10 protein-coding genes and 1 pseudogene are annotated in these 13,519 nt (G+C 70.7%); 9 read left to right on the top strand and 2 right to left on the bottom strand.

The window, feature by feature from the left end; genetic code table 11:
* The 3 genes and pseudogenes from AB0H12_RS44435 to AB0H12_RS44425 all read left to right on the top strand — a co-directional run.
* A pseudogene (locus AB0H12_RS44435) lies at nt 1–581 on the top strand (CE1 family esterase); the annotation flags it as partial.
* Nucleotides 582–831: 250 nt separating this feature from the next.
* Nucleotides 832–1,977 (top strand): inositol-3-phosphate synthase, encoded by a 1,146-nt coding sequence (locus AB0H12_RS44430; protein ID WP_499632610.1) that lies wholly within the window; start codon nt 832–834, stop codon nt 1,975–1,977.
* Nucleotides 1,978–2,056: 79 nt separating this feature from the next.
* Nucleotides 2,057–3,385 carry an EboA domain-containing protein gene (locus tag AB0H12_RS44425; protein ID WP_499632607.1) on the top strand — a complete coding sequence of 443 codons (1,329 nt, stop codon included), beginning with the start codon at nt 2,057–2,059 and terminating at the stop codon, nt 3,383–3,385.
* A gap of 52 nt (nt 3,386–3,437) precedes the next feature.
* Here the strand turns inward: AB0H12_RS44425 and AB0H12_RS44420 are convergent, their stop codons facing one another.
* Nucleotides 3,438–4,493, bottom strand: a complete 1,056-nt coding sequence (locus AB0H12_RS44420) for a LacI family DNA-binding transcriptional regulator (protein ID WP_499632605.1) — start codon at nt 4,491–4,493, stop codon at nt 3,438–3,440.
* 545 nt (nt 4,494–5,038) lie between these two features.
* Nucleotides 5,039–5,812, bottom strand: coding sequence for a FadR/GntR family transcriptional regulator (locus AB0H12_RS44415; protein ID WP_499632602.1), 774 nt, complete (start codon nt 5,810–5,812; stop codon nt 5,039–5,041).
* 145 nt (nt 5,813–5,957) lie between these two features.
* Between AB0H12_RS44415 and AB0H12_RS44410 the strand changes: the two genes are divergently transcribed.
* From AB0H12_RS44410 to AB0H12_RS44385, 6 genes are all read left to right on the top strand, one after another.
* Nucleotides 5,958–7,226: an ABC transporter substrate-binding protein gene (locus tag AB0H12_RS44410; RefSeq protein WP_499632599.1), complete on the top strand. Its 1,269-nt coding sequence runs from the start codon at nt 5,958–5,960 to the stop codon at nt 7,224–7,226.
* A gap of 39 nt (nt 7,227–7,265) precedes the next feature.
* Nucleotides 7,266–8,216, top strand: coding sequence for a carbohydrate ABC transporter permease (locus tag AB0H12_RS44405; RefSeq protein ID WP_499632597.1), 951 nt, complete (start codon nt 7,266–7,268; stop codon nt 8,214–8,216).
* Nucleotides 8,216–9,043: a carbohydrate ABC transporter permease gene (locus AB0H12_RS44400; RefSeq protein ID WP_499632594.1), complete on the top strand. Its 828-nt coding sequence runs from the start codon at nt 8,216–8,218 to the stop codon at nt 9,041–9,043. The genes AB0H12_RS44405 and AB0H12_RS44400 overlap by 1 nt, the downstream gene beginning before the upstream one ends.
* A gap of 1 nt (nt 9,044) precedes the next feature.
* The gene (locus tag AB0H12_RS44395; RefSeq protein ID WP_499632591.1) at nt 9,045–10,235 is read left to right on the top strand and encodes a mandelate racemase/muconate lactonizing enzyme family protein; all 1,191 of its coding nucleotides are present in this window, start codon (nt 9,045–9,047) and stop codon (nt 10,233–10,235) included.
* A gap of 54 nt (nt 10,236–10,289) precedes the next feature.
* Nucleotides 10,290–10,664, top strand: coding sequence for an L-rhamnose mutarotase (locus tag AB0H12_RS44390; protein ID WP_499632588.1), 375 nt, complete (start codon nt 10,290–10,292; stop codon nt 10,662–10,664).
* Between the two features lie 173 nt (nt 10,665–10,837).
* The gene (locus AB0H12_RS44385; protein WP_499632585.1) at nt 10,838–13,189 is read left to right on the top strand and encodes a ricin-type beta-trefoil lectin domain protein; all 2,352 of its coding nucleotides are present in this window, start codon (nt 10,838–10,840) and stop codon (nt 13,187–13,189) included.
* Nucleotides 13,190–13,519: the final 330 nt, after the last annotated feature.

Genomic DNA, 13,519 nt, shown 5'->3' with positions numbered 1-13,519 from the left:
ACTACGGGATGCAGGAGCAGTCGAACAACAGCGCGATCCTGGTGGCGCCGCAGGGCCTGGGCAACGGCTGGGCCAACTCCGGCGGCGAGGACGTGGTGTTCGTCGACGACATGATCAAGCGGATCGAGGCCGACCTCTGCGTCGACCCGAAGCTGCGCTTCGCGATGGGCTTCAGCTACGGCGGCGGCATGAGCTACTCGCTGGCGTGCTCCCGGGCGACGGTGTTCCGCGCCGTGGTCGTGTACGCGGGCGCCCAGTTGAGCGGGTGCTCCGGCGGCACGCAGCCGATCGCGTACTTCGGGATCCACGGCATCTCGGACAACGTGCTGAACATCTCGCAGGGGCGGTCGCTGCGCGACCGGTTCGTGGCGAACAACGGTTGTGCCGCGCAGAGCCCTCGCGAGCCGGCCGCGGGCAGCCGCACGCACATCACGACGACGTACTCGTGCCGCGCCGGTTACCCGGTGCAGTGGGCCGCCTTCGACGGGGGCCACGGGCCGGGGCCGGTCGACGGCTGCGCGTGCGAGGACGGCGTGCGGACCTGGACCAAGGGCGAGGCGTGGAGGTTCCTCTCCCAGTTCTGATGATGAGTGGACCAACCGGCAGGACGGGGCGCCCGGGCTTCCCGCTTCGCGATCATCCCGGCCAGAGCGGTGAGCTCGGCCGTCGGGTCGCGGCGCGGCGGAGCCCGGGCGCCCCGAGGTCCGGACGGTCGGCTTCCGCGCGACCCACGACTTCGTCGAGCGAGACGTGCCACTGTTGTATCGATGCCGGGTTACCGGCCCCGGGAAGTGCCGTGCCGCACGGCGCCCCGGATCGGAGGGAGGACCAATGGCGGACGAGCCCACCGGGCTCTGGCTGATCGGCGCACGCGGCTCCGTCGCGACGACCGCCGTGTGCGGGCTGCTGGCCTTGCGCGCGGGCCTGACACCCGCGACCGGCTGCGTGACCGAGCGTCCCGAACTGGCCGGCGTCACGCTGCCCGGGTGGTCGCAGCTCGTCGTCGGCGGGCACGACATCGCGCAGGCGCCACTGGAGAAGCGGGCCGAGCTGCTGGCCCACGGCGGTGTGCTGCCGCACCACCTGCTGGAGTCCGTCAGGCCCGGCCTGCGCGAGGTGGACGGCGAGATCCGGACGGTGGGTTACGACGGCGTCCAGGCCGACGTCGCCCGGCGGTTGGCCGCCGACATCACCGAGTTCCGCGCACGGCACCGGCTCGCACGGGTCGTCGTGGTCGACGTGTCGTCCACCGAACCGCCGACGCCGTCGTTGCCCGAGCACGACGAGCTGGCGGCGCTGGAGCGCGCGATGGCCGATCCGGACCGGACCGTGCTGCCGCCCAGTTCGCTGGCCGCCTACGCGGCGCTCACCGCGGGGTGCCCGATCGTCGGGTTCACACCCTCGACCGGGGTCGCCCTGCCCGCGTTGGACGAACTCGCCCGGCGGGAAGGGCTGCCCTACGCGGGACGTGACGGCAAGACCGGTGAGACCCTGCTGCGCACGGTGCTCGCGCCGATGTTCACCGCACGGGCGCTGTCGGTCCGGTCCTGGGCGGGCACCAACCTGCTCGGCGGTGGTGACGGCGCGACCCTGGAGGACCCCGCGCACGCCGACAGCAAGCTGCGGTCCAAGGCGAGCGGCCTCGCGGCCCTGCTCGGCGACGAGGTGACGGCGCCGCTGCACATCGACAACGTGCCGGACCTCGGCGAGACGAAGACCGCCTGGGACCACGTGTCGTTCGAGGGGTTCCTCGGCGCGCGGATGAGCCTCCAGTTCACCTGGACCGGCCTGGACTCCGCGCTGGCGGCGCCGCTGGTGCTCGACCTGACCCGGCTGGTCGCCGCCGCGCACGCGGCGGGGGAGACCGGCGCGTTGGGCGCGTTGGCGTTCTTCTTCAAGGATCCGCTGGGCAGCGACGAGCACCGCTTCGCCGAGCAGACCCGCGAGCTGTACGAGTGGGCGGGAGGATTGGGATGAGGCCGTACCAGGAACCGGGGCGGGCGCCCGCCCCGGCGATCGTGCTGGTCCTCCCGGCGGCGCGGGCGGTGAGCCGGACATGACGTTCGACCTCGGCTACGGCACCAACGGGTTCGCCAACCACCGCTTGGACGACGCGCTCGCGATCATCGCCGACCTCGGCTACACGGCGGTCGCGCTCACGCTCGACCACCACCACCTCGACCCGTTCGCCGACGACGTCGGCGCGCGGACCCAACGGCTCGCGGCACGTCTCTCGGCGCTGGGACTGCGCGCCGTGGTGGAGACCGGTGCCCGCTACCTGCTCGACCCGCGGCGCAAGCACCACCCGACGCTGGTGAGCGACGACCAGGAGGTCCGGGTCGACTTCCTGGTGCGCGCCAAGAGGATCGCGGCCGACCTCGGCGCGGACTGCGTGTCGTTCTGGTCGGGTGTCGGTTCCTCGGACAGCTGGGAACACCTGAAGTCCGGCGTCGCCGCGGCGCTGGAACGCGGGCCGGCCGTGCCGCTCGCGCTGGAGCCGGAGCCCTGCATGGTGGTGGAGCGGCTGGACCAGGCGTTGCGGCTGCGCGAGGAGCTCGGCCGCCCCGAACTCCTGGGGATCACCGTGGACGTCGGGCACTGCGTGGCGGTGGAGTGGCGTGGCGCGGCGGCGTGCATCCGAGAGGCAGGCGCGCTGCTGATGAACGTGCAGCTGGACGACATGGTGCACGGCGTGCACGAACACCTCGAGTTCGGGGAAGGGCAGCTGGACCTGCCCGACACCCTCGGGGCGCTGATCGACATCGGCTACACCGGTGTCGCGGCCGTGGAGCTGCCGCGGCACAGCCACGCCGCGCCCGTGGTGGCGAGTCGGGCGTTGGACGCACTGCGCGACGCGAACTGGCTGGCGTGGGCCGAGCAGTCGCTGCGAGCCGACCCCTCCTCGATCCGGACCCTGTTCCCCGTCGTGGGACGAGCGGTGCGCTCCGGCGAGCGCGAGGCGCGGACGCGGCTGCTCGTCGTGTACGTCGAGAACTCCGGCGATGCGGCCGAAGGGATCACCACGCTCTACCGGCACGGCACGTCGGCCGAACGCCTCGGCGTGCTGCGCGGGCTCGCCGACATCGGCGACCGGGTGCCGCGGACGGGGGTCGACCTGGTCAAGGACGCCTTGCGCAGCAACGAGTCGGGGCTGGTCGGGGCGGCCATGGGAGCCTTCGCGGCACGTCACCTCGACCAGCACACCTGGCGGCACGGCGTGCTGAAGTGCCTGTTCATGGGCATCCCGCTGACCGTGGTGAGCGACCTCGACCGGCGTGCCGACGACGAGTTGCTGCGCATGGTGTCCGCGTTCGCCGACGAACGCCGCGCGGCCGGCCGCGCGGTGCCCGCCGACGCCCTGGACCTGCTCGGGAAGGCCGCTTGATGCGCCCACGTGATCCTCGCCGGGAACGGCGGCCGGACCGCGGGCGGTCGGCTCATCGCGGTGGCGCCACGGAATCCCGGTGGCGGACGGGCATCGGGACGCGATGGGTGCCGCCCCGCCGCACGGGGTCCGAATCGGGTTGGTCGGCGTCGGCGAAGAGGAGGTCGACGGCCTTCGCGCCGAGGTCGTGGTGGGGGAGGGCGACGGTGGTGAGGCCGGGGCGCAGCCAGGACGCGATGGGGTGGTCGTCGAACGAGACGACGGAGACGTCGTCGGGCACGGTGAGGCCGGCGTCCTGCAACGCCTGGTAGGCGCCGAGCGCGAGCCGGTCGTCCAGGCAGATCAACGCGCGGGGACGCGCCTCGCCCAACAGGACGCGGGTCGTCTCGAAGCCGTACTTCGGCAGCCACCAGCGGCACGCGTGGCCGCTCTCCACCTCGACGCCCGCTTCACCCAGTTCCCGGCGGATCCCGGTGAGCCGGTCGAACGCCGCCGTCCGGCCCGGTGGCACGTCGTCCCCGGACGGGCTGACGCCGATGAGGTGGATGCCCTCGCGGTGGCCCGCGTCGAGCAGCACGCGGGCGGCGGCGCGGCCCGCCTGGACCTCGTCGGGCAGGACCGAGACCAGCGGTGACGGCTCCCGGGGCACCACGTTGAGCAGCACCGCCGGGCCGGTGGCGAGTTCGGTCGGGATGCTGATCGTCCGGGTGTGCACGGAGGCGAGGATGATGCCGTCGACCCGGTAGTCGCGCATCGTCTCGATCAACGTCCGCTGGAAGCCGGCATCGCCCTCGGTCTCACCGAACAACAGCGTGACGCCGTGCCTGCGGGCCGCGCCGAGCGCACCTTTGATCATGTGACCCGCGAGCCGCGAGCTGGCGACCGAATCGGACACGAAGGCGATCGTCTGCGTCCGCGCCCCGCGCGGCCCCATCGGGACCCGGTCGCGGCGGTACTCCAACTCCGTCGCCGCTTCGCGGACCCGGCGCTGCATCTCCTCCGAGATCCGCAGGTCCCGGCCACGTCCCGAGAGGACCAGGGACACGGTGGTCTGGGAGACGCCGACCACCTTGGCCACATCGGCCAGGGTGACCCGTCGTGCGCTCAACGTGGACCTCCCGTTCTCCGAGCCCGGCCGCCGGTGCGCGGCGACCGGTGCGTGCACAACAAGGGGGGCGGGCCGTTCGAAAGGCCACCGGGAGCGCTCCCAGAGATAGTGGGAGCTGTGCGCTTCGGCCGTGCGGCAACCGCCCGTCAGCCGGGGCCGCCGGTCCGGTGCGCGCAGGGTGCGCGGCCGTTCGGCCGTTGTGGCATGAGCTGCTCCACTACGTCGTGGTGCTCGCGGGTCGGAGTCCTACGAGCCGGATCTCCTCCTCGATGAGTCAGACTCATCGAGCTGTGGTCCTAGCTACTCATGACAGCCTGTGGGAGCCGTACCGTCAAGGGCAAACCCGAGACTATTTCCAGGAATCACTTCTGACCTCGTCATCCTGCGGCTCTCGTCGGGAAGTTTCCGACAAGCGTCCCGCTAAGTACGACTCATCGTTCCCTTGAGGGCAGAGGATCGGTATGCTGGCCGAAGTCGTCGGCCCCGGGTGCGACGACGCTCAGCGGAGTGGCTGCGCGGAGGGGGTGATGTCGTCGGATGACCACCTAGCGCTCCAGGCGGCTCGGGTCTCCGTTGTCGGCACGCCGCACCAACCACGCCTCGGTGATGTGGCTGAACATGGCGTCGGCGGCACCGGTCGGGTCGTGCGCCGCGATCCGCTCGCAGATCCGGCGGTGTCCCTCGTTCGACGCCACGCACAACGCCCGCTCGCTCCGCCCCATGTAGCGAGCGGTGTTGATGACCTGACCCTCCAGGGAGCGCACCACGCCCCGGGCGATCCGGTTGCCCGACGCCTGCATGATCGTGTCGTGGAAGGCGCGGTCCTGCTCTTGGTAGGCGCCCGGGTCGTCGACGAGCTGGTCCATCCGGTCCACGAGGGCGCGTAGCCGGTCGATCGTGCCCTTGTCGGCCGTGCGGGCGGCCACCTGGGCCATGTCCGATTCGAGGAGTCGCCGGGTGACCACCAGGTCGTCGAGCACGGCCAGCGTCTCGTCTTCGGCGATGGTGGCCGCGAGCACGAGTTCGTCCAGCATGTTCCACGTCGCAGGCTCCGTGACCGTGGTGCCGGCGCCTTGGCGCACCTGGACCAGGCCCTTCTCCTGGAGGACCTTCACCGCCTCGCGGATCACGGTCCGGCTCACCGCGAAGGTCTCGCCGAGCGCGGGCTCGGGCGGCAGGGGGGTCCCGGGCGGGTGGACGCCGCGGACGATGCGTCCCACCAGTTCCGCGGTGACCGCCTTGGCCAGGTTGGTCGGCCGACGCGTCCACTCGGGAGGTGCGGGTGGGTCGTCGGTCGGTCGCCGGCCCGCTGCGGTCATCGTTCCTCCGGTTGCGCCACGCACCCCGCGCTTCAGGGTTGATCGGAGTATACGTAGGACCGTTGACGTCAGACGTCATACGAGTTAAGTTTCCACACCAATCGCGCCGAGGGCGTACCCGGCGTCGTCTGGGAAGTGAGCAGCGATGAAGCAGCGCGCACTGTGGTCGGCTGCCGTGGTCCTGGGCTTGGCCCTGGCAACGGGATGCGGGAGCGCCACGGCGCCGGGATCCGCCGGCGGCTCGGGCGACAAGCTGGTGGTCTGGGACTGGAAGTCCGGGGACGCCAACGTGGCGGCGTACCTCGACAAGGCGAAAGCCGACTTCGCGAAGAGCCACCCCGGCGTCGACGTCGAGTTCGTGGCGCAGCCGTTCGACCAGTACTACACGCTGCTCGGGGCGGCGATCCAGGCCGGCAAGGGCCCCGACGTCATGCTCTTCAACGGTGGCGGCCAACTCCGCGACCGGGTCGACGCGCTGGTGCCGCTCGACGAGTACGTGGCCCAGGACAAGCAGCGGCTGGCCGGCTGGGAGGCGTTCACCCGGGACGGGAAGACCTACGCCTCGCCCGTGACGCTGCAAGGGCACCCGATCTACTACAACAAGGCGCTGTACGAGCAGGCGGGACTGGACCCCGAGGCGCCCGCCGAGAAGTGGGACGAGTTCGTCGCGGACTGCGGCGCCATCACCGCCAAGACAGGCGCCAAGTGCTTCGGCGTGGGCAACAAGGAGGGCATCGGCATCCAGTTCTTCCTGTCCGGCATCGGTTCGGCGGTGCTCACGCCGCAGGAGTACGACGACTGGATCGCCGGCAAGCGGAACTGGGCCTCGCCGGACGTGAAGCGGATCTTCGAGCTCTGGAAGCAGGTCAACGACGACGGCCTGAACAACGACGGGGTCAACTCCACGGCGATGTTCAACGACGCGTTCGCGGTCTTCCAGTCGGCCAAGGCCGCGCACATCATCGGCCTGATGTCCGACATCGGGCACTGGAAGGACTTCGCCGAGTTCCTCGACGCGGACGAGGTCGGCGTGATGGACGCGCCCGTGGTCAACCCCGCGGCGACGCCGAGCCTGCCGTACGACGGCGGCATCGGCTACGCGGTCGCCAAGTGGACCAAGGACCCGAAGGTGGCGGCGGACCTCGTGCGGTCGCTGACGTCGTCCGAGGCGCTGAAGGCCTTCTACGCGGACGCGGGCGCGATCGCGTCCGACACCACGATCGACGTCTCCGAGGCCGGGCCGGCCGTCACCACGATCACCGCGGGGATCAAGACGGGCAAGCCCGCCCTGCACGTCGCCCTGTCCAGCAAGACGATCGACCTGATGGGCCGCCTCTCGCAGCAGCTGGTCAGCGGTTCCGTCACGGTGGACGAGGCGGTCGCGCAGCTGGCCGACTCCGACAAGGCGAGTTGATTCGTGCCGTCCGGGGGTTCCCCGTCCTCGGTGCGCCCGATGGTGGCCGAGCGGAACGAGGTGAAGGCGGTCGCCGGCACGACGGCCCGGCGACCGGGGGAGCCGCGCGCGCGGCGCAACCGCCGCGGGTCGCGGGCCGAGCGCCTGGCGCCGTTCGTCCTCCTGGCGCCGGCTGTGCTGATCATCGTGGTGCTGCGGCTGTGGCCGCTGGTGCTCGGGGTGAACTTCTCCTTCACCGGTGACGGCGACCGCAACGGCCTGCCGGTCGGCTTCGACAACTACGTGACCCTGTTCGGCGACCCGCTGTTCCGCACGGCGTTGCGCAACGTGGGCCTGCTCGTGCTGCTGCTGCCCGTGGCCGTGGCGATCCCCGGGCTGCTCGCCACGTTCATCTACCTGAAGGTGCCCGGGCACCGGGTGTTCCGGGGCGTGTACTTCTTCCCGGCCGTGCTCTCCCCGGTGATCGTCGGTGCGATCTTCACCCTGCTGCTCGCCTACGACGGTCCGCTCAACACGCTGCTCGGCGGGGTGGGGCTCGGGCCGGTGGACTGGCTGGGCGACCCGGACGTGGCGATCTTCGCGGTGGTCGGCGTGCACGTCTGGGCGACGTTCGGCATGGCGCTGGTCGTGTTCCTGGCCGGGTTCTCCGCCCTCGACCCGTCGCTGCTGGACGCCGCCAAGGTCGACGGCGCGACGCTGCCGCAGACCATCCGGCACGTGATCGTCCCGGCTCTGACCCGCACGATCCAGTTCGTCTTCGTGACGACGATGATCGGCATGCTGACCTCGATGTTCGGCCTGCTGTTCGTGATGACCGGCGGCGGCCCCGAGGGCTCCACCTACCTGCCCGAGTACTACATCTGGTTCCAGCAGGGGCAGTTCAACCAGCCCGCGCTCGCCTCCGCGGCGGCGACCGCGCTGTTCCTGATCATGCTCGTCGTGGGGCTGGCCCAGATCGCCGTCCTGCGCCGCGCGGGCAGGGAGGACTGATGGCCGGCCGACGCTGGACGAGGTGGCTCGTCGCGGTCCCGATGGCCGCGCTGGCGCTGGCCACGGTCTACCCGTTGGTGTTCACCACCAACGTGGCCATGAAGACCCGCCGCGAGTACGTGCTCGACCGGTTCTCGCTGTCGGATTCGCTGCGGTGGGCCAACCTCGTCGAGGCGTGGACGAGCGTCGGGATGTCCCGGTACTTCGTGAACTCGCTGATCGTCGTGACGTGCTCGGTCGCGTTGTTGCTGCTGTTCGGGTCGATGGCCGGGTTCGCGCTCGCCCGGTTGCGGTTCCGCGGTTCGTCGGTGCTGTTCCTGGGCATCCTCGCCGCGCTGTTCATCCCGTTCCAGGTGATCATGGTCCCGCTGGCGCGGATCATGGCCGACGCCGGCCTCGTCGACACGTACCCGGGACTGGTCCTCGCGTACGTGGCGCAGTTCCTCCCGTTCACGGTCTTCCTGATGACCAGCTACTACTCGACCGTGCCGCCGGAGGTCGTGGACGCCGCCCGCATCGACGGCAACACCGTGTACGGCGTGTACTGGCGGATCATGCTCCCGATCGGCACCCCGGCACTGCTGTCGGTCGGCGTGCTCAACGCCCTGTTCTGCTGGAACGACGTGCTCATCTCCCTGCTCATGATGCCGTCCGCGGAGAACCGCACGCTGATGGTCGGCGTGACCTCGTTGCGCGGCCAGTACTCCGACGACATCCCCGTGTTCGCCTCCGGCGTGCTGATCGCCGCGATCCCCGTCCTCGTCGTCTACTTGTTCCTGCAGCGCCAGATCGCCGACGGCGTCACCGCAGGGGCCACGAAGGGCTGACATGCGCATCACCGGTTACCGGACCCTCACCACCGTCCAGGACTGGGGCCGTCCGGTCGGCGACGCCAACGGCGTCTTCGCCGACGGCGTCGTCCGGGTGCCGATCGTGCTCGTCGAGACCGACGTCGGCATCACCGGCGTCGGACTCGGCTCCCACGTCGAGATCGACTCCATCTTCGCCGCGATCGAGGGCGAAGACCCGCGCGGCGTCACCGCCCTCTACGACCGGATGCTGCGCCAGACGTTCAAGGCCGGTCACGCGGGCGTGGTGTTCGGCACCATCGGCGCCCTCGACACCGCGCTGTGGGACATCAAGGCGCAGGCCGCGGGCGAACCGCTGTGGCGGCTGCTCGGCGGGCGTGATCGCCGCGTGCCCGCTTACGCGTCCGGTGTGGACATCGGCCTGGGCGACGACGAACTCGTGGCGCTGTACGAGACCTACGCCGACCGCGGCCTGCGGGTGGCGAAGCTCAAGGGAGGTCTCGACATCGATCGGGACCGGGACCGCCTCATCCTGGTGCGCGACGTGCTCACCAACGCCGGACGGGGCACCCGGCCGGGCTTGATGCTCGACGTCAACGAGGCGCTGACCCGCAAGCAGGCGGTGCGCCACGTCAGCGAGCTCGAACGGACGCTCGACCTGATCTGGATCGAGGAGCCGGTGCGGCGGTGGGACGCGGAAGGGCACGCGGCGGTCGGCCGCGGCGTCCGGGCGTCGGTCGCCAGCGGCGAGAACCTCACGGGCCTCGAGCAGTACCGCCCGCTGATCTCGACGGGGGCGATCGACGTCGTCCAGGCGGCGGCGGGCTGGGGCGTCACCCACTTCCTGCGGGTCGCGGCCCTGGCCCACGCGCACGACCTGCCCGTCAGCCCCATCGGCAACACACCGGTCGGGTTGCTGCACGCCGCCACGTCCGTGCCGAACCACCTGGTCAGCGAACTGCAGGACCTGCAGCCGCCGGCGGGGCTCTCGATCGACCTCCACGTCGAGGACGGGGCGTTCGTCCTGGGCGACACCCCCGGGCTGGGCCTCCGCGTCGACGAGGAGGCGATCGTCGCGTCCAGCCTCGGACTCGCCCTCCCGGTGACCGAAGGTCCGCACGTCCGGCCGGAACGCGCCGGGCAGCGCCTCCTGGCCGTGGTGCGGGACGTCGTCACGCCACCGGAGCAGCTGCACCCCTTGAGCTCCTGATCGCCCGGTTCGACAACGATGTCGAGCCGGCCGCACTTCCCCTAGGAGTCCCGCGTGGACCGCTTGCGGCGTTATGGGATGGTCACCCGGTTGCGTCCGGAGCGGCGCGACGACTACCTCCGGCTGCACGCCGAGGTCTGGCCGTCCGTCGAGCGCATGCTGCTCGAGGCCAACATCCGCAACTTCACCATCTTCCTGCACGGCGACCTGCTCTTCGGCTACTACGAGTACACCGGCGAGGACCACGACGCCGACCAGGCGCGGATCGCGGCCGATCCGGAGTCGCGGCGCTGGTGGGCGTTGACCGACCCGTGCCAGGAGTCGCCGACCGACCCCGGCTCCCCGGTGCGCTGGGAGCCGATGCACGAGGTGTGGCACCTGACCCCCGGCGTCGCCGTGCCGAGTCCAGGAGACGGGCCACGACGTTAGGCGCCCCCGGACGGGAGCCGTTCGGCCGGGTGCGTCCCCGTGGCCGCGCGCCCGGCCGGCTCACCCGCGCCACCACGAAGTGCCGTCCGACACCTCGACCCGGACGTCGCACGCACACCCCAAGTCAGGAGGTCTCCTTGTTCGCGTCCTCTTCCTCTGCGGTACGAAGGCCGGTGTCCGCGGGCGTTGCCGCTGTGGTGGTGACCGCCGCCGCCGCGGCGGTGGCCCTCGCACCTCCCGCGTCCGCCGCCACCACCCTCTACGCCTCTCCGTCCGGCACCGGCACGAGCTGCTCGGCCACCCAGCCGTGTTCGCTGCCCGCCGCCCAAGCCGCGGTGCGGTCGCAGAACAGCGGCATGTCCGATGACATCGTCGTGCAGCTGGCCGACGGCGTGTACCGGCTCTCCGAGCCGTTGCGGCTGACCGCGGCGGACTCCGGCAACAACGGCTACCGCGTGCGGTGGCAGGCGGCGCCGTCCGCTCGTCCCGTCATCAGCGGCGCCCGCGCCGTCACCGGCTGGTCGCAAGTCGACGCCGGCCGGAACATCTGGCGCGCCAACGTCCCGACCGGGATCGACTCGCGCCAGCTGTACGTCAACGGCGCGGTCGCGACCCGGGCCCGCGCGCAGGTGAACCGGGCCGACTTCAGCTTCACCAGCACGGGCATGAGGTTCTCCAACTCCGCGCTTAACTACCTGAACAACCTGGGCAACCAGAACCGGGTCGAGGTCGAGAGCGTCAACTCGTTCACCGACCGGTACTCGCCGGTGCAGAGCATCAGCGGGAACTTCCTCACGATGCAGCAGCCCGCGTGGAACAACAACACCTTCGGGTACGACACGCTGACCCAGCCGCACCGGGCGGGCCCCTTCTACCTGGCCAACGCCTACGAGTTCCTGGACTCGCCGGGGGAGTGGTACCTCAACCCCGGCACGGGCGCGTTGTCCTACATCCCGTTGGCCGGGCAGAACATGAGCACCGTCAGCGTGGAGCTGCCGGTGCTGCAGTCGCTGGTGGACGTCGGTGGCACCTATGACGCGCCGGCGCACCACATCTCGTTCAGCGGGATCACGTTCAGCGGCACGACCTGGCTCGGACCCAGCAGCAACCAGGGTTACGCGGACCAGCAGACCGGCGCCTACATGGCGGGCAACTGGAACTGGCCGGGCGACCGGCTGACGTCGTGCCAGAACGGCTGCACCCAGTTCGAGGCGGCACGACCGCACTGGAACCAGATGCCCGCCGCCGTGCAGGTCTCCGCCGCCAACAACATCACCTTCAGCGAGTCCCAGTTCGTCAACCTCGGCCAGACGGCCATCGGCATCGGCAACGACGCCAACGCCCACGCCAGCGGCGTCGGCCTCGGCGCGAGCAACATCACGGTCACGCGGTCGGAGATCGCCCGCAGCTCGGCCGGCGGCATCGTGGTCGGCGGCGTGCGCGCCGACGCGCACCACCCGAGCGACCAGCGGATGGTCAACCGGGACATCACCGTGAGCTACAACCGCATCCACGACCTCGGCATCGAGTACCGGGGCAACGTCTCGGTGCTCAACACCTACGTCACCAACGCCACCGTGTCGCACAACGAGGTCTACAACATGCCGTACTCGGGCATGTCGATCGGGTACGGCTGGGGCGCCAACGACGCCGGCGGCAACAACAACTACGCCAACCGCGGCCTGTACAACTACCAGCCGCGCTACACGACCGCGACCACGGCGTCCAACAACCGGTTGATCAACAACTACGTCCACGACGTCATGCAGCAGATGAACGACGGCGGGTGCATCTACACGCTGTCGTGGAACCCGGGCGCCTCGATCAGCGGGAACCACTGCCAGCGGACCAACGGCTACTTCGGGGTCTACTTCGACGAGGGCTCGAAGTACTACTCGGTCACGGGCAACGTCTTCAACAACACCGGCACGTGGGCCACCGCGAACTACTGGGGTGGCGAGAACATGGGCAACTGGACGGTCACCAACAACTGGTCGACCAACAACAGCACCAACGTGACCAACGGCGACCGCGGCAACGTGGTGTCCGGCAACGTCGTGGTGTCCAACGGCAACTGGCCGGCCGGCGCGCAGGCCGTGATGACCAACGCCGGTCCGGGCGGGGGCACCACCACCGGCCCGCAGAACGCCATGCTCGTGGGCGCCCAGTCGGGGCGCTGCGCCGAGGTCGCCAACGCGACCACCAACGGCACCCAGGCCCGGCTGTGGGACTGCGCCGGCGGCGCCAACCAGCGGTGGACCTACACCGCGGGCAAGCAGCTGAAGGTGGGAGCCAAGTGCCTGGACGCCAACGGCGCCGGCACCGCGAACGGCACCGCGGCGATCATCTGGGACTGCCACAGCGGCACGAACCAGCAGTGGAACGTGAACGCCAACGGCACCATCACCGGGGTGCAGTCCGGGCTGTGCCTGGACGCCAGCGGCAACGGCACCGCGAACGGCACCCTGCTCCAGCTCTGGTCGTGCCACGGCGGCACGAACCAGCAGTGGAGCGTGCGCAACTGATCCACCGCGCGGAGGCCGGGCCACCGGCCTCCGCGCGCCGGTCCTACCCAAGACTGCGCCATGTGAGCGTTCACGGGCACGGCGACCTTGACTCACCCCATGGCCGCCAGCAGACTTGACGCTGCGGATCACCTGCTCGAACCGTTCGATGTGAGCGTGAACAACCGGTGGTCGGCGGAGCGCCCTCTCGACGACGAGCAGGAGGCAGCACCCGTGGGTGGAGTCCGATCATCCTCGCGCCGGGCGGGCGTGGTGCTCGCCGCCGCGGCCCTGCTGGCCACGACCGTCACGTCGGGTTCCGAGGAGCCCGCGTCGGCCTGGGACAACGGG

The sequence above is a fragment of the Actinosynnema sp. NPDC023794 genome (genome assembly GCF_040639675.1).
Classification (GTDB): domain Bacteria; phylum Actinomycetota; class Actinomycetes; order Mycobacteriales; family Pseudonocardiaceae; genus Actinosynnema; species Actinosynnema luteola.
The sequence above is the reverse complement of the archived record's forward strand: the minus strand, read 5'-3'. Positions and strand labels throughout refer to the sequence as shown.

Bases quoted from the DNA above. Each gene is read 5' to 3' on its own strand.
- AB0H12_RS44400 (WP_499632594.1), top strand. From the start codon at position 8,216: ATGGCCGGCCGACGCTGGACGAGGTGGCTCGTCGCGGTCCCGATGGCC.
- AB0H12_RS44425 (WP_499632607.1), top strand. From the start codon at position 2,057: ATGACGTTCGACCTCGGCTACGGCACCAACGGGTTCGCCAACCACCGC.
- AB0H12_RS44415 (WP_499632602.1), bottom strand. From the start codon at position 5,812: ATGACCGCAGCGGGCCGGCGACCGACCGACGACCCACCCGCACCTCCC.
- AB0H12_RS44405 (WP_499632597.1), top strand. From the start codon at position 7,266: ATGGTGGCCGAGCGGAACGAGGTGAAGGCGGTCGCCGGCACGACGGCC.
- AB0H12_RS44410 (WP_499632599.1), top strand. From the start codon at position 5,958: ATGAAGCAGCGCGCACTGTGGTCGGCTGCCGTGGTCCTGGGCTTGGCC.
- AB0H12_RS44395 (WP_499632591.1), top strand. From the start codon at position 9,045: ATGCGCATCACCGGTTACCGGACCCTCACCACCGTCCAGGACTGGGGC.
- AB0H12_RS44430 (WP_499632610.1), top strand. From the start codon at position 832: ATGGCGGACGAGCCCACCGGGCTCTGGCTGATCGGCGCACGCGGCTCC.